General features: G+C 45.3%; 16 protein-coding genes. 12 read left to right on the top strand and 4 right to left on the bottom strand.

Annotated elements, in window-relative coordinates; all coding sequences use genetic code 11:
- Nucleotides 1-196 precede the first annotated feature (196 nt).
- Nucleotides 197-1,570 (top strand): oxygen-independent coproporphyrinogen III oxidase, encoded by a 1,374-nt coding sequence (gene hemN / locus BFN00_RS07380; RefSeq protein WP_071850906.1) that lies wholly within the window; start codon nt 197-199, stop codon nt 1,568-1,570.
- Nucleotides 1,571-1,709: 139 nt separating this feature from the next.
- On the opposite strand, the gene ribA is transcribed toward hemN, so the two are convergent.
- A complete protein-coding gene (gene ribA / locus BFN00_RS07375; RefSeq protein WP_004645027.1) occupies nt 1,710-2,312 on the bottom strand; it encodes a GTP cyclohydrolase II in 603 nt (200 codons plus the stop codon).
- A 309-nt stretch (nt 2,313-2,621) separates the two neighbouring features.
- Between ribA and dxs the strand changes: the two genes are divergently transcribed.
- The 8 genes from dxs (at nt 2,622) to BFN00_RS07335 (ending at nt 11,545) form a co-directional block, all read left to right on the top strand.
- Nucleotides 2,622-4,532 carry a 1-deoxy-D-xylulose-5-phosphate synthase gene (gene dxs, locus BFN00_RS07370; protein WP_071850904.1) on the top strand — a complete coding sequence of 637 codons (1,911 nt, stop codon included), beginning with the start codon at nt 2,622-2,624 and terminating at the stop codon, nt 4,530-4,532.
- 114 nt (nt 4,533-4,646) lie between these two features.
- Nucleotides 4,647-5,477: an inositol monophosphatase family protein gene (locus BFN00_RS07365; protein ID WP_004281534.1), complete on the top strand. Its 831-nt coding sequence runs from the start codon at nt 4,647-4,649 to the stop codon at nt 5,475-5,477.
- Between the two features lie 552 nt (nt 5,478-6,029).
- Entirely contained in the window at nt 6,030-7,904 is a 1,875-nt protein-coding gene (locus tag BFN00_RS07360) for a DEAD/DEAH box helicase (RefSeq protein WP_071850902.1), read from the top strand.
- A 406-nt stretch (nt 7,905-8,310) separates the two neighbouring features.
- Nucleotides 8,311-9,129, top strand: coding sequence for an ABC transporter ATP-binding protein (locus tag BFN00_RS07355; RefSeq protein WP_004281532.1), 819 nt, complete (start codon nt 8,311-8,313; stop codon nt 9,127-9,129).
- Nucleotides 9,126-9,905 (top strand): lipid asymmetry maintenance ABC transporter permease subunit MlaE, encoded by a 780-nt coding sequence (mlaE, locus tag BFN00_RS07350; RefSeq protein WP_005248230.1) that lies wholly within the window; start codon nt 9,126-9,128, stop codon nt 9,903-9,905. The genes BFN00_RS07355 and mlaE overlap by 4 nt, the downstream gene beginning before the upstream one ends.
- On the top strand, nt 9,905-10,582 hold the full coding sequence (gene mlaD / locus BFN00_RS07345) for an outer membrane lipid asymmetry maintenance protein MlaD (RefSeq protein ID WP_071850900.1): 678 nt from the start codon (nt 9,905-9,907) through the stop codon (nt 10,580-10,582). The genes mlaE and mlaD overlap by 1 nt, the downstream gene beginning before the upstream one ends.
- Before the next feature lie 18 nt (nt 10,583-10,600).
- Nucleotides 10,601-11,239: an MlaC/ttg2D family ABC transporter substrate-binding protein gene (locus BFN00_RS07340; protein ID WP_071850898.1), complete on the top strand. Its 639-nt coding sequence runs from the start codon at nt 10,601-10,603 to the stop codon at nt 11,237-11,239.
- A gap of 15 nt (nt 11,240-11,254) precedes the next feature.
- Nucleotides 11,255-11,545, top strand: a complete 291-nt coding sequence (locus BFN00_RS07335; protein ID WP_071850897.1) for an STAS domain-containing protein — start codon at nt 11,255-11,257, stop codon at nt 11,543-11,545.
- A 242-nt stretch (nt 11,546-11,787) separates the two neighbouring features.
- On the opposite strand, the gene BFN00_RS07330 is transcribed toward BFN00_RS07335, so the two are convergent.
- The gene (locus tag BFN00_RS07330) at nt 11,788-12,801 is read right to left on the bottom strand and encodes a CorA family divalent cation transporter (RefSeq protein WP_005248226.1); all 1,014 of its coding nucleotides are present in this window, start codon (nt 12,799-12,801) and stop codon (nt 11,788-11,790) included.
- Nucleotides 12,802-12,953: 152 nt separating this feature from the next.
- On the opposite strand from BFN00_RS07330, the gene BFN00_RS07325 reads away from it, so the two are divergent.
- Together BFN00_RS07325 and BFN00_RS07320 are read left to right on the top strand one after the other, a co-directional pair.
- Entirely contained in the window at nt 12,954-13,544 is a 591-nt protein-coding gene (locus BFN00_RS07325) for an LOG family protein (RefSeq protein WP_004732303.1), read from the top strand.
- A gap of 30 nt (nt 13,545-13,574) precedes the next feature.
- A complete protein-coding gene (locus tag BFN00_RS07320) occupies nt 13,575-13,976 on the top strand; it encodes an NUDIX hydrolase (RefSeq protein WP_071850894.1) in 402 nt (133 codons plus the stop codon).
- A 4-nt stretch (nt 13,977-13,980) separates the two neighbouring features.
- Here the strand turns inward: BFN00_RS07320 and BFN00_RS07315 are convergent, their stop codons facing one another.
- Both BFN00_RS07315 and recG read right to left on the bottom strand, forming a co-directional pair.
- Nucleotides 13,981-14,616, bottom strand: coding sequence for a ComF family protein (locus BFN00_RS07315; RefSeq protein ID WP_071850892.1), 636 nt, complete (start codon nt 14,614-14,616; stop codon nt 13,981-13,983).
- On the bottom strand, nt 14,603-16,648 hold the full coding sequence (recG, locus tag BFN00_RS07310) for an ATP-dependent DNA helicase RecG (RefSeq protein WP_071850890.1): 2,046 nt from the start codon (nt 16,646-16,648) through the stop codon (nt 14,603-14,605). The genes BFN00_RS07315 and recG overlap by 14 nt, the downstream gene beginning before the upstream one ends.
- Nucleotides 16,649-16,681: 33 nt before the next feature.
- Here recG and BFN00_RS07305 point away from each other — a divergent pair, with 33 nt between their 5' ends.
- Nucleotides 16,682-17,485, top strand: a complete 804-nt coding sequence (locus BFN00_RS07305) for an NAD-dependent epimerase/dehydratase family protein (protein WP_071850888.1) — start codon at nt 16,682-16,684, stop codon at nt 17,483-17,485.
- The last annotated feature ends 178 nt before the right edge of the window (nt 17,486-17,663 follow it).

Here is a 17,663-nt window from a genome sequence, read left to right as displayed (position 1 = left end):
ATAAAATCAGTCAAAGATTAAGGTCTATTTGGTGATGCACGCCATAAAAGGCGTACTTTGAGTTTTATGATTCATTGATAGAATACGTCATTAAATCCGACCAAATGGCTAGGTTGAATTCTTTTTCCAAGCTCAGCACAATAACTCACAAGCGCTCATTGGCTTGAGCATTTCTCGACGGTAATAGGTGGGTGTCATGTTGGTACAGGTCAATTCCCTGATTCAAAAATATAATGTTCCCGGGCCACGCTATACCAGTTATCCCACTGTTCCGTATTGGGAAGAGCAGAATTTCTCGCTGGAACAATGGAAGCAAACGCTAAAAAAGTCTTTTGATGAATCCAATCAAAGCGAAGGCATTAGCTTGTATATCCACCTGCCATTTTGCGAAAGCCTGTGTACCTTCTGCGGGTGTCATAAGCGCGTGACCAAACGCCATGAAGTCGAACAACCTTATATTCAGGCACTGCTGAAAGAATGGGATTTATATTGTGAGCTATTACAAGAAAAGCCCATCATTAAAGAGATTCATTTGGGCGGGGGAACGCCGACATTTTTTTCAATGGCGCATCTGGCTCAACTGATTCAAGGCATTCTGGCCCAAGCCGACGTAGCGCCTGTACATGAATTCAGTTTTGAAGGCCATCCCAATAATACCACGCGTGAGCATCTACAAGGATTGTATGATCTTGGTTTTCGTCGGGTCAGTTATGGGGTGCAAGATTATAATGAAACCGTGCAAAAGGCGATTCACCGCATTCAGCCTTATGAAAATGTCAAACAGGTGACTGAATGGGCACGAGAAATTGGCTATGAGTCGATTTCGCATGATCTGGTCTTTGGTCTGCCATTTCAAAGTCTGGAAGATGTCTTAAATACCATTGAACAAACCAATTCACTCTTGCCGGACCGTCTGGCTTTATATAGCTATGCCCATGTGCCCTGGATTAAAGGTAATGGTCAGCGCGGTTTTAAAGATGCCGATGTGCCCAAAGATGCGATCAAACGGGAATGCTATGAAGCGGGTAAAAAGAAACTTCTGGCACATGGCTATCATGAAATCGGTATGGATCATTTTGCCTTAGAGAAAGATGCGATGTACCAGTCCTTTCAAGCGGGAACATTGCACCGCAACTTTATGGGATACACAGCCTCTAAAACCCAGGTGATGATTGGGCTAGGCATTTCTTCAATCAGTGATAGCTGGTACAGCTTTGCGCAGAATGTGAAAACCATTGAAGAATATTATGAATGCCTGGCGCGCAATGAAATTCCGGTATTTAAAGGACATGTCTTAAATCAGGAAGATTTGATCATCCGGCAACATATTCTAAATTTGATGTGCAGCTTTAGCACCTCATGGGAAAATTCCGAGATGCTTTTCCCTGAAATTGATGAGGTTTTGGAACAGCTTGACGAAATGGCACAGGATGGTTTGATTCAATTTTTAGACTCGTCAGTCACGATTCTGGAGAAAGGGAAACCATTTGTACGCAATGTTTGTATGGCTTTTGATTTACGTTTAAATCGACGCATACCGGAGAACCGGATTTTCTCGATGACGATTTAATCTTCCCCTAACCCCATTTTTAAGAAAGATAGGGAAAACCTCCCCGAGCAAGATTTAAGCATTGCTTTAAGTCGAAGCGCAAGAAAGGGAGGTTTGGAGTGGTTAAGTTAAAATAAGGTAGGACAGGGTTTTAAAAATATTAAAAATCATCCTTTTTATAAAGATGTGCCATGCGTTCGTGCTTGGTCTTGAGATATTGTTCATTAAAAGGGTTTAAACCCACAGTCAAAGGCACACGATCGATCACGTTAATTCCCTGGGCTTTTAAAGCCTCAATTTTAGAAGGGTTATTGGTCACCAGGCGTACTGCTTTCACCTGTAAATGATCCAGCATGATGCTGCACATATCATACTGGCGTGCATCTGCTGGCAGGTTCAGCATTAAATTGGCATCTACGGTGTCATGTCCCTGATCTTGCAGGGCATAAGCGCGAATTTTATTGGTCAGGCCAATGCCACGACCTTCCTGACGCAAATACAGAATGACTCCGCGGCCTAATTCATTGATCAGTTTTAAAGTCGCTTGCAATTGCGGGCCACAGTCGCATTTGAGTGAAGCAAAGGCATCACCGGTTAAACATTCAGAATGCACACGCACCACTACAGGCTCATCTGATACTTCTTCAAGTCCTTTGGAAAGTGCGACATGTTCTTCGCCAGTCTTAGGGTCTTGAAATACAGTAATTTTAAATTCACCGTGAGCGGTAGGTAATCTTGACGTTGCGACAAATTCGATTGGCACAGCTGAACCCGTTAAATCCTGAAATTGGCTAAAGTATAGCGTAATGATTGAACATTGGTAGAATTGCAAAGTCGAAATTCTGCAATAGATTTTCTTTTTTGTAGAAAGCGAACGATAATAGTTGATAAATAGTAAGATTATTCAGGATAATCGTAGGCTGCAATTTTTTCACCCCGACGAGATCATTGTTTAATATTGCATCGCTAGAAGCGTAGCTGAATTGAAGCTGCTACAATTCAGCTATATGATCGGGTACTCCCCATTGACCTAGCTTTAGATTTGCCAGGCTTTAGAAGGCTTTGCCATAATATGCTGTATACAGAAATCCCAACTCAACGCCCTGTAACACCGTTGCTTGATGCGATCAATCATCCTGAGCAACTGCGTGCACTCGAGCAAAGCCAGCTAGAACAAGTGGCGGATGAGTTACGTCAATTCATTTTGTATGCTGCCGGGCAAAGTGGCGGACATTTTGGTGCCAACCTCGGTGTGATTGAACTCACCGTGGCCTTACACTATTGCTTTAATACGCCACATGATCGCCTGATCTGGGATGTGGGTCATCAGGCCTATCCGCATAAAGTGTTGACTGGTCGTCGTGAACAGCTCACCACCATTCGTGCCAAAGATGGTCTGGCTGCATTTCCGGCTCGTGAAGAATCTGAATTTGATACCTTCGGGGTAGGGCATTCTTCGACGGCGATTTCTGCTGGCCTAGGGATGGCGCTGGCACGTCGTTACCAGAATAATCCGTGTGAAGTTGTGTCGATTATTGGCGATGGTGCCATGACGGCAGGTATGGCCTTTGAAGCCTTGAATGATGCTGTGGCACACAGTGCTGATCTGATGGTGGTGCTGAACGACAATGATATGTCGATTTCTTGCAGTACCGGTGGTTTTGCCAAACATCTGGCTGCCATTTGGGAGCGCGGTGAATTCGTTAATGTTACCGAGCAGGGTGAGGCATATGTACAGCCACATCCGGAATGGTTGTATAACTCGCGTTTGCACAGTGCGGCAACCGATGCTGCAGATAACTTATTCCAAGCCATTGGCTTTGACTATTTTGGCCCATACGATGGTCATGATGTCAAACAGCTGGTGCATGTCTTTAATGCGCTGAAAAAGCGTAAAGGTCCACGCCTGATTCATATCTATACCAAAAAAGGCAAGGGCTTTGCTCCGGCAGAATCGGATCAAATCAAATATCACGCGATTAGCAAACTCAATGCCGTTGCTGCCAGCAATACTGCGCCGAAATATTCGGATGTATTTGGACAATGGCTTTGCGATGAAGCGGCACAAGATGCATGTTTGCTCGCAATCACACCTGCCATGTGCGAAGGCTCAGGCATGGTGAAGTTTGCCAAAGAGTATCCGGAACGTTTCTTTGATGTAGCAATTGCTGAACAGCATGCAGTCACACTGGCTGCCGGTATGGCTTGTGAAGGCTTAAAGCCGGTGGTTGCAATTTACTCGACTTTCCTGCAACGCGGTTATGACCAACTGGTACACGACGTGGCTTTGCAGAATCTGGATGTTACTTTCGGTATTGATCGTGCGGGGCTGGTCGGTGAAGATGGCCCGACGCATGCCGGTGCATATGACTATGCCTATATGCGTACCATTCCGAATATCGTGATCATGGCGCCGAAAGACGAAAATGAATGCCGTCAAATGTTGCATACTGCATATTTATACCCAGGGCCGGCAGCGGTACGTTATCCGCGTGGCAATGGACTGGGCGTTGAGATTCAGCAAAAAATGATCGAGATTCCAATCGGTCAGGCGGAAATTGTGGCCAGCTTTAATGGACAATATGACGAATATATTTCTGTACTGGCCTTTGGTAGCCGGGTACAGTCCGCAGTCGACGCAGCTGAAGCCTTTGCAGTGAAACATGAAATTGGCGTGCGTGTAATCAACATGCGTTTTGTCAAGCCACTCGATACTCAAATGCTCGATGATCTCGCTTTAAGCACCAGTCTGTTTGTCACGGTAGAAGAACATGCAGTGATGGGCGGCGCTGGCAGTGCCGTGAATGAATATATGGCAGAAGCACAGATTGTCAAACCGATGCTGAATTTGGGTCTGGATGATACATTTATGGCGCAAGCGACCCATGCACAGATGTTGCAGCAGGCGGGTCTGGATGCGCAAGGCATTGAAAAATCGATCAATCAGGCTTGGTCTAGCCTCGGACAAAGCGTTTTGTCATAATATCTTAAAAATTTTAGACACATTTTTCCCAAAAAAGCCCTGATATTTGCTAAGATATCGGGGCTTTTATGCATTATTCTTTATCAGTGTCTTCAAATTTGTAGTGGGTGTTCAATGGAACCTATGGTGGTGATGGCTGCGCGTGCGGCTCAGTTAGTTGGTCAAGAGCTTTTAAAAGCGCATCAGAATCGTCATAAACTCGATCTACAAGTCGAAGAAAAAGGAATTGATGGTCCGGTAACGCGTGTAGATCGTTATTTGGAACAGTTGACCATCGATACCCTACGTAAAAGCTATAAAAATCACAGTTTCCTTGGTGAAGAGTTTGGCTATCAGGAAGGTAAAGGTCATGACGCCGATTGGTGTTGGGTGATCGATCCGTTAGATGGTACTTTAAACTTCATTAACGGTTTCCCGCATTTCTGTATCTCTATCGCAGTTCAGCACAAAGGCATTACTCAACACGGGGTGATTTATGATCCGGTGAAAGATGAGCTATTCTCTGCCAGTCGTGGCCGTGGTGCCATGATGAACCAGCGCCGTATTCGTGTGAATGTCAAAGACAGCCTGGAAAATACCTTTATGGCTGTTGGTCACGCTTATCGTGCCAAGCGTAATGGCGAAGTTGTGTCTTATGCCAAGAATCATTTTCAAACCCTGTTAAACGTAACTGAAGCTGGCGCGCAATATCGTCGTTCAGGTTCTGCAGCATTGGATTTAGCCTATGTTGCTGCAGGTCGTTTCGATGGTTATTTCGAACTTGGTTTAAAGCCTTGGGATATCGCAGCTGGCGAATTGATCGTGAAAGAAGCAGGCGGTACTGTAGTTGATGCACGTGGTGGTAGCGACTCTATGGAAAATGGTCAAGTTTTGGCTTGTTCAATGAAAATGCTTAAGCCTTTAATGCAAGCAGTTGTTCCTGCTTGGGGCGAAGCAGCAAAATAATCGGGTTTAGATGAATCAGATCTAATATTGAGAAAAGGCGTCCTTCGGGATGCCTTTTTTATGCATGGAAATTTAAGTCGCGAGAGACTGATGCAAGATTGTTTGTCTATGCCTGAATACTGGAAATATCAGGTGAATTGGCGAAAAGTAACTTTTTATACCGACTGTTACATTTTTTATTGTATTTTAAGTATTAGAAATATATAGATAAATTAAGAATAAGGGAAATTAGTTTTAAAACTTAATGACATTGTGGAATATTCTGCTATAATTCCGCCACGCACTTAATTTCTGTTCTTTACCTGAACACTATCTTCTAATCATTGTATGCGCGTGCTGTCCATAGAGAGGACATATCCTTCGCGCCCCAATCGCTTAAGCGATTCCTTCAGGTTTGCGGCCGTAATCATGCGTGCGTTATATCCACATCGTCGTTACTCGGATCGCTGCTGAATCCTAATATTTTCAGCATTATTTGCTGTGCCGCTTTTTGCCGATGTCCATAATTGTTATTTATTAAATGGAGCACCCACTTCAGGGTGAATACTCTCTATGAGCAAAACTTTTGCTGATTTTTCCCTCGATGAATCTCTAACCCAGGCTCTCGACGCTTTAGGCTTTACTACTCCTACTCCTGTACAAGAACAAGCGATTCCAGCTGCGCTTGAAGGCAAAGACCTTCTTGTGTCAAGCCAAACAGGTTCTGGTAAAACTGCTGCATTCTTACTGCCTACGTTAAATGCGTTGGCAAACCAAGATACATTAGTACCGTTTAAAGACCGTATGAAAGCGGTTACTCAACCGAATATTTTGGTGATTTCACCAACTCGTGAATTGGCACAACAGGTATGTCAAGACGCGATTGCATTTGTACGTCACATGAAAGGCGTGCGTATTGCGGCAATCATGGGCGGTATGCCTTTCGGTAAGCAAATTCAACAGTTAAAAGGCGCGCAAGTTGTTGTTGCAACTCCAGGTCGTCTACTTGACTTGGTGAATCGTCGTCAAATCAAATTGGATAAAGTTGACGCGTTAATCGTTGATGAAGCTGACCGTATGCTTGACCTAGGTTTCTCTGAAGACTTAGAAGCAATTGGTGAGTTGGCTGCAAACCGCAAACAAACTCTTATGTTCTCTGCGACTTTTGCACCACGTATCATTACACTTGCAGAACGCATGATGAATGATCCAATGCGTATTTCGATCGAAACTGGTCACTCTACAAATACTGATATTACTCAGACTTTGCATTGGACTGACGGTTTCGAGCACAAGAAAAAACTTCTTACTCACTGGTTGAACGAAGAAGAAGTTGATCAAGCAGTTGTATTTGCGTCAACTCAAGAAGACACAGATATGTTGGCTGAAGAACTTGCTGAAGCAGGTTTATCAGTTGTAGCGCTTCACGGTGCTATGCCACAAACTGTTCGTAACCGTCGTTTACGCAGCATCCGTGAAGGTCGTGCGAAGATCTTGGTTGCAACTGACGTTGCAGCACGTGGTCTTGACGTACCAACTATTTCACACGTAATCAACTTCGGTCTTCCAATGAAGAACGAAGACTATGTACATCGTATCGGTCGTACAGGTCGTGCGGGTCGTACTGGTAAAGCCATTACTTTGGCGACTTATCGTGAACGCGGTAAAATCCGTGCTTTAGAAGACTTCCTTGATGCGCGTCTAAACGTATCTGAAATTGAAGGTCTTGAGCCATCTCCACCTCCTGCACGTGGTAGCCGTGATGGCGCTGGTCGCGGTCGTGGCCGTGATGGCGGTCGTCGTGATGGCGGTCGTGGTGGTTTCGGTGGTGGTCGTCGTTTTGAAGGCGAAAGCAACTTCAAACGTCGTGAAGGCGGTGATGATCGTCCACGTCGTAGCTTCGATGACAAACCTCGTGGCGAACGTCCAGCATTTGGCGAAGATCGTCCACGTCGTGACTTTGGTGATCGTCCAGCTCCACGTCGTGAAGGCGGTTTTGGTGATCGTCCACAACGTTCTTTTGATGACCGTCCAAAGCGTGACTTCGGTGATCGTCCAGCTCCACGTCGTGAAGGCGGTTTCGGTGATCGTCCACAACGTTCGTTTGATGACCGTCCAAAGCGTGACTTCGGTGATCGTCCAGCTCCACGTCGTGAAGGTGGTTTTGGTGACCGTCCTCGTTCTAATGATGACAACCGTGGCAACCGTGTAGATTATAAACCAGCTCGTGAAGGCGGTTATGGTGATCGTCCAAAACGTGATTTTGGTGATCGTCCAGCTCCACGTCGTGAAGGTGGTTTCGGTGATCGTCCAGCGCGTTCATTCGGTGATGACCGTCCAAAGCGTGATTTCGGTGATCGTCCAGTACGTCGCAACTTTGATGACAAGCCACGTGGTGAACGTTCGTTCGGTGGTGAAGATCGTCCACGTCGTAAATTTAACGACTAATTCAGTCGCTAGATGAAGATAAAAAAACCGGTAGAAATACCGGTTTTTTTATGCATTGAGTTTTTTGCTTTTTAACGTAAAATGTCTACTAAATCATATTTTGTCAGGGTTATGATAATTATTAATATGAAAAGCTTAACTGTTCGATCTCAATTGATAGAGGTGTATATGCCATATATCGCATTGACTTTGATTTTATGTAATATTATCTATTATTTATACAGTCTTTTTAATTAATCAATGTACCTGGCTTAAGCCTAAGTACATATTTTTACTATAAAAAATCCGAAATATTCAATTATTGTCATTTTATTATGATATTAACCCATCTTTTTCAACTGCTAACATTTTGAACTTCGTTCCTTTATAGTATGCATGCTGAAAAAATGCAGGAATAAACTCAGCTATGAAAAATCAAACAGCGCGAGATACTCAATCTCTGATTGAAGTCAAGAATCTGAGCTTCAAGCGGGGTGAGCGCGTGATTTATGACGACGTGAGTTTAAGTATTCGTCGTGGGCAGATTACCGCCATTATGGGACCATCCGGTACTGGTAAAACCACTTTATTGAGGTTGATTGGTGGGCAGCTGGTTCCTGAGCACGGTCAGGTTTTACTGGACGGCAAAGATATTGCCACGATGTCACGTTCCGAACTTTTTTCAGCACGTGCACGGATGGGCATGCTGTTTCAGAGTGGTGCTTTGTTTACCGATATGAGCGTGTATGAAAATGTCGCATTTCCGATTCGGGCACATACCAAATTGCCGGAACATCTGATTAAGGAAATCGTGGCACTGAAGCTGGAATCAGTCGGTTTACGTGGTGCAGAACAGATGATGCCATCTGAACTATCCGGTGGTATGAACCGACGCGTGGCTTTGGCCCGTGCGATTGCGCTAGATCCTGAGCTGATCATGTACGATGAACCCTTTGCCGGACAAGATCCGATTGTGATGGGGGTGTTGACTCGTCTGATCCGTTCATTACGTGAAGCACTGGACTTGACCACGATTATTGTCTCGCATGATGTTGCAGAAACTTTATCGATTGCGGACTACATCTATGTGGTGGCAGAAGGCAAAATTCAGGGCGAAGGAACACCGGCAGAGCTGAAAGCGCATCCGTCTGCTTTTGTACAGCAATTCCTGACCGGTTCGGTAGAAGGTCCGGTGGATTATCAGTTTAGTCATCAAGCTTATTTAAGTGATGAGGTTCGTTCATGAATGCAATTGCCGCATTAGGTAGACGCGTTATTGAACGTGTACAGGGAATTGGGGTCGCGACCCTGATGCTATTGCAGATTTTATTTTCCATGCCGACCTGGCTTGGCGTAAAGCTGTTTGTTTATCAGATGTATCGGGTTGGGGTATTGTCCTTGCTGATTATTGTGGTTTCTGGCCTGTTTATTGGAGCCGTGCTTGGTTTGCAGATGTTTAGCATCTTGTCGACCTTTGGTAGTGAGTCGATGCTAGGAACAGCAGTCGCGCTGACCTTGCTGCGTGAGCTGGCACCTGTAGTCGCCGCTTTGCTGTTTGCAGGACGTGCCGGTTCGGCCTTGACTGCTGAAATTGGCCTGATGAAAGCCACTGAACAATTGTCCAGTATGGAAATGATCGGTGTCGATCCATTGAAGCGGGTAATTTCACCGCGTCTTTGGGCAGGGATTTTTAGCTTGCCAATGCTTTCCGTCATCTTTGCTGCAGTTGGGATTATGGGCGGTAAAATGGTCGGGGTGGATTTTCTGGGTGCCGATGAAGGCGCTTATTGGAGCGGCATGGAAAGCAGCGTGCAATTCTATAAAGATGTCTTGAATGGCACCATTATTAAAAGTTTTGTATTCGCATTAATTTGTACCTGGATTGCGGTGTACCAAGGCTATGCCTGTGTCCCGACATCGGAAGGTATTGCAACTTCTACAACACGTACAGTCGTGTATTCTTCGTTGTGCGTTTTAGGTTTTGACTTTGTGTTGACTGCGGTCATGTTCGGAGGTGTTTAATGAAATCACGTACTAGTGAGCTGGCCGTTGGTGTTTTTGTTATTTTGTTTGGTATTGCCTTATTTTTCTTGGCGATGCGTGTCAGTGGTCTGGTTGGACACAATATTTCCGACAGCTATAAAATGACAGCGACTTTTGAAAATGTAAATGGGATCAAACCGCGTGCCAAAGTGGCATTAAGTGGTGTGAAAGTGGGGCAGGTAGATGACATTACCCTGGATCCAGTGACGCGTCTGGCGACCGTGCATATGACCCTGGATGGCGCATTGACTTCTTTTAATGCTGAACAGTTAAAGCAGGTTCAGCAGGAAGCGCTGGAAGAGTTGCGTTATAGTTCGGACTATACTGCGGCTGCACCTGAGCAACAAAAAGACATGGAAAAACAACTGTTAGCTAACATGAAATCCATCACCAATATTGATGAGGATGCTTATATTATGGTAGCGACCAATGGGTTATTGGGTGAAAAATACCTGAAAATTATTCCAGGTGGTGGTCTGAACTATTTGAAACGCGGTGATCAGATTGCCAATACCCAAGGCACCATGGAAATTGAAGATTTAGTGACGAAGTTTATTACTGGCGGTGCCGGTAAATCGTCGGATAGTCAAGAAACTGCCCCAGAACAGGCGACAGTTTCAGAATCGACTGATGCAGAACCTGCATTTGTTGAATAATAGATTGAGGAGATTTCAGTGAAGACTTTAGTAAAACAAACGCTTGCAGCAAGCATTTTTTCAACAATGGTTGCTGGTACAGTGTTTGCTGCACCGTCTGAAGCGCCACCTGCTTTTATTAAAAAAGTGGCAGATGGTTTGATTGAGCGCCTCAAAGCTGATAATGCAAAATTGCAGAACAATCCGGCGCTGGTCAAAGCGATTGTCCGCCAGAATCTGGATCCATACATTGATTCACAGTCTTTCACGCGTATTGTAATGGGGACTTATGCGACGAACCAGTATAGTACTGCTGCACAGCGCGCGCAGTTTGAAAAGAATTTCCGTGAAACGCTGATTGAAAATTATGGTTCTGCATTTTCCAAGTTTAGTAATCAGACCTATAGCGTGCGTCCATACAAGGCTAGCAATAGCAAAAACCCTGTTGTAACCATCGACTTTAATAATAAAGGCGAGAAAATTCCGGTAGCGTTTCAGCTGGTGGACAAAGGTTCACAATGGAAAATCCGCAACATCAACGTATCGGGTATCGATCTAGGTTTGCAATTCCGTAACCAGTTTGCTGCGACAGTCAAACGTAATGGCGGTAATATAGATAAGGCTATTGCTAACTTCAAACCGGATGCAGAAGCTGCAATCGACAAGAACAAGAAATAATCAGATAGGTGAGCCGTGATTGTATTCAAGGATCAGGAATTGCAGGTTTCAGGCAAAATTGACTATGCTAATGCGCAGGACTATTACCTCAATGGTCTGCGTGTAGTTCAGTCACAGACCAAGTTTCCGCTTGTGGTCAACTTGGCTGGGCTTGAAAGTGGCAGTACTTTGGCTTTGGCGGTATTGGTGCGCTGGTTGCGCCAGACGCCTCAAGCGCAAGGACTACAGTTTAAAGCTGTCCCTGCTAAAATGATGAATATCATTCAGGCCTGTCATTTACAGGATGATTTACAGATCATTCAGTAAATAAAAAAGCACCGAAAGGTGCTTTTTTATTGTTGATACATTTTAAAAGTAAAGTCCTTCCTTTATCAAAAGGACGTTAGGAAGGATTAAAATATGACCTCACCCTAACCCTCTCCTAAAAGGAGAGGGAACTTCCTCTCTAAATTTATGGATAGAAATGATGATTTTTAAAAACTACTATCTCAATAAATATTGGAAGTCCTCTCTCCCTATGGGAGAGAGTTAGAGAGAGGGTGAAGAAATTAAATCCACTTCTTCCATCTAAAGTAAATCAATGGCCCAATCAAAAAGCCGATTAAAATAATACTGACCATAATAAAGCTCATAGTGCCTTGTGCAAAAGGCAGAACTTCGGTATTCATGCCATAAATACTGGCGATTAGCATCGGCGGCGCAAGCATACTTGGCAAGATCGAGAATCGACGAATCGTATCGTTCTGTTCAGTGTTAATGAATCCGGACGTGGTATCGAGCAGGAAACGCACTTTCTGGAACAGGAAGGCATCATGTTCAACCAGCGAGCGAACATCTTCACTGAGTTCTCGGATATCCGCATCATAAATATGACTGCCCAAGGCGCGTGGACGAGACAGGAAAGTCAGAACACGACGCAAATCGATCAGACAGAGCTGCGCTTTACCGAGCATATCTTCCAGTTGAGCCAGACGGGTAATCATGTCATCCAGATCAAGAATCTGCTCGCGATGGCGGTTATTCAACACTTCAGTTGAATATTTCTCTAAATCTTTATGGACGTCTTCCAGAATGTCGGCCAGTTCATCCAGTTTGGCTTCGAGCAGACCCAATAAAATCCAGGTTGGATCTTTATAATCGATTTCATAATCATTGCGGCGCGCACGGGCCCGGAAGGCACGAAAGGCCACCAGCTTTTCGCCACGCAAGGTAAACAGACGGTCCTTATGCAGAATAAATGCCACAGTTTGTACCGTCGCCAGCATGCTGGATTCATCTTCGTTTTCGTTCTCGACCTGATAGTTTTTATTTTTGGTTAAAAAATAGGTACTGATATGCAAAATACCATCATCATCACGGTAAAATCGGGCACTCGAGGAAATATCTTCCAGCGATTTTAAGGTCGGTAAGTTTTGTGCATAGGCATCTAGAATCCATTGCTGCTCTTCTTGTGAAGGTGCAATCAGATCAAGCCATACTAAATCTGGATGCAGGTCGAAATCACCGTTAATCGTGATATCTTCTAAGCTACCGCGCTCTGTGGCGTAAAAGGCTTCAAGCATGCTGTCTTTTCTCCCTGGCGCAGTATGTGAATTGGAATGGGTGTATTTTAGACAAGGAATTGAATAAAAACACTGATATTAAGCAGTTATTTTTGGAAAAAACGCGCTTGCAGCGATTTCGTACAATATAGCGTCAATTGGAGAGTGAAATGATGAATTCTATCGCAATTTTTTGTGGTTCAGCACTGGGCTCGGATCCTCTCTATGCCCAGATTGCCGAAAAGGTTGGCCAGACCTTGGCAGCAAGGCATCAGACGCTGGTCTATGGCGGTGGTCGCTCCGGTTTAATGGGGATTATAGCTGATAGTGCTTTGGCTGCTGGTGGCAAGGTGATTGGCGTAATTCCAAGACAGCTGGTCAATCGTGAACTGGCGCATCCGCATATTACCGAGCTGTTTGTGGTCGATAATATGCACGAGCGTAAAACCCGCATGTCGGAACTGGCACAGGGATTTATTGCCATTCCGGGTGGTGCAGGAACACTGGAAGAAATTTTTGAACAATGGACCTGGGCACAGTTGGGAATTCATAAAAAGCCTTGTGCTTTTTTAAATGTAGATGGCTTCTATGATGATTTACTCAAATTTATCCATATGACGACTGAGAAAGGTTTTACCAAAGCGCGCTTTAGCGATGCTTTAATTGTCAGTGATAATCTGGATGATATTTTGCGCCAATTTGAAAGTTATCAGCCGCCCGAAGCGAAATGGGGTATGGTCGATCAGACCGATCTTGTAAAATAAGCTGTCCACAGCATGATTTGTAGAAAATAAATGAAAGTGATTACGGTGGCTGCGGCCATTATTTTAAATGAAGCGCAGCAACTGCTGGTGGTTCGCAAAAAAGGGACGTCCTGCTTTATGCAGGTTGGTGGCAAACTGGAGCCAAATGAAGCACCAGAAGCAACGATGTTGCGTGAAATTCAGGAAGAAATTGGTACAAAGGCAGAGATTCAGCAATTCATTGGGCGTTTTGAAACCCAGACGGCGAATGAACCAGATCATCAACTGGTGAGTTATGTCTATTGGGTAAGTCTGGATCAAGCACCAAAAATTGAAGCGGAAATTGCCGAAATGAAATGGGTCGATCTGGATGAAAAAGAGGTACGACTCGCACCCTTGACTACTGAAATTGTGATTCCTTGGGTGAAGTCGCAGTTACTCGCCCAAGCTTAAATTTTCAGATTTGAGCACCTGCCAGACAGGCTGCATAAACTTTTTGACAGCCCAGTTGTTCAAGTGTTTGGCTCAGTGCTCGAATCGAGCTGCCGGTCGTCACCACATCATCAATAATCAGCACCCGACGGTAACGCAGCTTGGAAATGGTACTGATCTGGAATTGTGATTGGATGTCTTCAATCCGCTCCAGCCGGCTTAGGCCCTTTTGCGAGTGTTGTTTCATTCGTCGAACAGGTTGCCAGATGGGTACATTCAACTGTTTTGCCACATGTTTGGCCAGCACCAGAGATTGATTATAACCGCGCTCAGCCAGACGCTCATTCGAGATCGGCATCGGTACTATTGCACTGACTTTAGGTAGGTCTAAACTTAACAGCACACCTGCCAGTAAATTTTGCAAATGCAGCTTCTGTTCATATTTAAACAGTTGAATCAGCCGGTCCATCGGGTAGGCATAGTCGCAGGCAATCTGGAACTGCATTTCCTGCCGTTGAATGGTGCTGTGTGTCCAGAGCAATTGTTGCCAGCAATCCTGACAAACTGAATGAATTGCTTGAGAATCGCTATGACACAGCTGACAGGGCTGTAAGCGAGTGAGCCAGGATTTGCCATGTTGCAGCAGTTTAAACATAGGCATAGCGCGGTGCTTCCGGTAGCCAGCGTTGCAATAATGCTTCGGCCTGATCAGGATAATCCTTGAGCATCTGTTGCGCGACATAATGGGCTTGACTGAGCAGGTGATCATCTCGCTCCAGTTTGGCCACCCGAAAATTCATGTCACCGGTCTGTTTGGTGCCGAGCAGTTCCCCCGGACCACGCAATTCCAGATCTTTCTCGGCAATCATAAAACCATCATTGGTTTCACGCATGATTCTTAAGCGTTCCTGACCATTTTGCGATAGCGGGTGTTTATACAACAGGGCGCAAAAACTGGCCTTGGCACCACGGCCGACCCGGCCCCGTAACTGATGCAACTGGGACAAGCCCAAACGCTCGGCATTTTCAATCACCATAATGGAGGCATTGGGAACATCGACACCGACTTCAATGACTGTGGTGGCGATGAGTAGCTGTAATTCATTCTGCTTGAATTGCTGCATCACCGCCTGTTTTTCATCGGCTTTCATTTTGCCGTGTACCAGACCGATATTCAGTTCAGGAAAGCGTTCTTTGATTTCAGCAAAAGTGGCTTCGGCCGCTTGGGCATCCAGCGTTTCAGATTGCTCCACCAAGGTACAGACCCAATACGCCTGCTTGCCTTCGGCACAGTTGCTGGCAATCCGTTGCAAGACTTCTTCGCGCCGGTCTAATGGAATGGTCACGGTCTGAATCGGGGTACGGCCCGGCGGCAGCTCGTCAATCACTGAGGTATCCAGATCACCATAGGCAGACATGGCCAGTGTGCGTGGAATCGGAGTCGCGCTCATCACCAGTTGATGCGGTGACATACCATCCAGACCTTTATTTCTGAGAGCAAGGCGCTGATCCACACCAAAGCGATGCTGTTCATCAATAATCACCAGACCCAGTTTGGCAAACTCGACATTTTCCTGAAACAGGGCATGGGTACCGATCACCAGATGGGCGCTCCCATCCCGAATCACCTGTTCTGCTGCGGCGCGGGCTTTGCCTTTTTGTTTACCGGAAAGCCAGGCTACATTTAAGCCCAAAGGCTCAAACCAGCGTTTAAAGTTGAGATAATGCTGCTCGGCCAGAATTTCGGTGGGTGCCATCAACGCCACTTGCCAGCCTTCTTCCAGGGCGTGACAGGCAGCTACACCGGCGACTAGTGTTTTGCCGGCGCCGACATCGCCTTGTACCAGACGCAACATTGGTTTATTGGTTTTTAAATCCTGCGCGATTTCTCGGGATACGCGTTTTTGTGCATCGGTCATTTCAAAAGCCAGACCGGCTAAAAGCTGTTTGGCATAGGTTTTACTTGGTACAAAAGAAGGTGCTTCGACCTGCTGAATAAAGGCACGCCGGGTCAATAAGCTGATCTGATGTGCTACCAGTTCTTCAAAGATCAGACGCTGCTGGGCAGGATGTGAGCCTTGTGCCAACTGCAGCATATTGGCATTGACTGGTGGGTGATGGATATATTCTAGTGCCTGTTTCAGCGCATAACCATTGCTAAATTTTGCTGGCAGCAGTTCAGGCAGATGATCGCTATACTGAGCCAGGGCCTGCTGAATATAATCCCGTATTTTGGGCTGGGTCAGGCCTTCAGTCGCCGGGTAAATCGCCGTGAGCTGGGTTTGAGGTAAAGGTGTGTCCTCAGTAATGACTTGCAGCTCGGGATGATACATTTCCAAACCGCGCGCACCGACCCGCACTTCACCAAAAATTCTTAAACGGTTACCGAGCTTGCAACGGTCAGTAATACCTTTATAGATATGATAAAAACGTAAAGTAACCTTGCCAAAATCATCATCCAGCAGCACAGCCATAGATTTGCGTTTACCGGGTGGAAAATCTACACCTTTAACGATCCCTTCCAGCAGATAACTGCGTCCCACGCTCAATTGATTCATGGGAATGATCGTGCTACGGTCTTCATAGTCACGTGGTAGATGAAAAAGCAAATCATCAGTATTGAAGATATTTAGTTTTTCGAGTAATGAAGCGGCGGCATTGCCAACGCCTTGTAACTGATGGACTGCAGCCATGTCCCCTCAACCAGATTTGTGATTCGGTGCTCAATGCATATTTTATTTACCGGTTATGGTAAAACATCCCGACGTGTGGCTAAACAACTATTTGAGCAAGGTCATCAAATTAGCACAATTAGCCAGAGTCCCAAAACAGATTCATTCGCAACTCATCTGATTCAGGATGTGCATAAACTGGATTTAACAGCAGTTACACCGATTGACTGGGTCTATGTATTACTTAGTCCAAAACAAAGTACGGTTGAAGGCTATCAGCAAACCTATCTGGATTCTGTTCAGCCTATTGTGGCTGCCTTGAAACAGCATCCGGTGAAACAGATTGTGGTGGTGTCATCCACCCGGGTCTATGGGCAAAATTCCGGTGAAATCGTAGATGACGAAACTGAAATTCACCCGAATGATGCTCAGAGCAAAATCTTGCAGCAGATGGAGCAGGCTTATTTCACTGCTTATCCTGAGAAATGTACCATCATTCGTCCAAGTGGGATTTATGGAGCATCGGTAGAACGCCTACAAAAAATGGCCGCCTCGATGTTGAGATATCCGAATCTGCACTGGTCCAACCGGATTCATATTGAAGATTTATCACGTTTCTTGTCACATATGATTCACGTGGAACATCCGGAATCTTCTTATATTGTGACCGATAACCAGCCAAAATTATTGCATGAAATATTGCAATGGTTTCAACAGCAGATGAGGATTCCTTTGCTTAAAGTTGAGAGCGGGCAGGTGACAGGTAAGAAACTTTATGCGACTCGAATGCAGAAAATGGGATTTGAGTTAGAGCATCCAGATTGTTATGAGGATTATTTGGAGTTGATGGAAAAATAATCTTTAGCCCTTCTTTTAAAAGAGGAACATTCCTCCTTTTCTCGAAGGGGAGAGGGAGGATTAAATTCCCTCTCCTTTTAGGAGAGGGCTAGGGAGAGGTGGAGAATTTTTTGAACATTTTTCCTCATCTCCCTTGCGAAGCAGTGCTTTTCACCGCGGAGGGAGAAGGAGCTTAGGG

Origin of the sequence: Acinetobacter sp. AR2-3 (genome assembly GCF_001878775.1) — a bacterium.
Taxonomy (GTDB): Bacteria; Pseudomonadota; Gammaproteobacteria; order Pseudomonadales; family Moraxellaceae; genus Acinetobacter; species Acinetobacter lwoffii_D.
The sequence above is the reverse complement of the archived record's forward strand: the minus strand, read 5'-3'. Positions and strand labels throughout refer to the sequence as shown.

Coding starts and splice junctions, on each gene's coding strand:
- hemN (WP_071850906.1), top strand. CDS start 197: ATGTTGGTACAGGTCAATTCCCTGATTCAAAAATATAATGTTCCCGGG.
- dxs (WP_071850904.1), top strand. CDS start 2,622: ATGCTGTATACAGAAATCCCAACTCAACGCCCTGTAACACCGTTGCTT.
- BFN00_RS07365 (WP_004281534.1), top strand. CDS start 4,647: ATGGAACCTATGGTGGTGATGGCTGCGCGTGCGGCTCAGTTAGTTGGT.
- BFN00_RS07360 (WP_071850902.1), top strand. CDS start 6,030: ATGAGCAAAACTTTTGCTGATTTTTCCCTCGATGAATCTCTAACCCAG.
- BFN00_RS07355 (WP_004281532.1), top strand. CDS start 8,311: ATGAAAAATCAAACAGCGCGAGATACTCAATCTCTGATTGAAGTCAAG.
- mlaE (WP_005248230.1), top strand. CDS start 9,126: ATGAATGCAATTGCCGCATTAGGTAGACGCGTTATTGAACGTGTACAG.
- mlaD (WP_071850900.1), top strand. CDS start 9,905: ATGAAATCACGTACTAGTGAGCTGGCCGTTGGTGTTTTTGTTATTTTG.
- BFN00_RS07330 (WP_005248226.1), bottom strand. CDS start 12,801: ATGCTTGAAGCCTTTTACGCCACAGAGCGCGGTAGCTTAGAAGATATC.
- BFN00_RS07325 (WP_004732303.1), top strand. CDS start 12,954: ATGAATTCTATCGCAATTTTTTGTGGTTCAGCACTGGGCTCGGATCCT.
- BFN00_RS07320 (WP_071850894.1), top strand. CDS start 13,575: ATGAAAGTGATTACGGTGGCTGCGGCCATTATTTTAAATGAAGCGCAG.
- BFN00_RS07315 (WP_071850892.1), bottom strand. CDS start 14,616: ATGCCTATGTTTAAACTGCTGCAACATGGCAAATCCTGGCTCACTCGC.
- recG (WP_071850890.1), bottom strand. CDS start 16,648: ATGGCTGCAGTCCATCAGTTACAAGGCGTTGGCAATGCCGCCGCTTCA.
- BFN00_RS07305 (WP_071850888.1), top strand. CDS start 16,682: ATGCATATTTTATTTACCGGTTATGGTAAAACATCCCGACGTGTGGCT.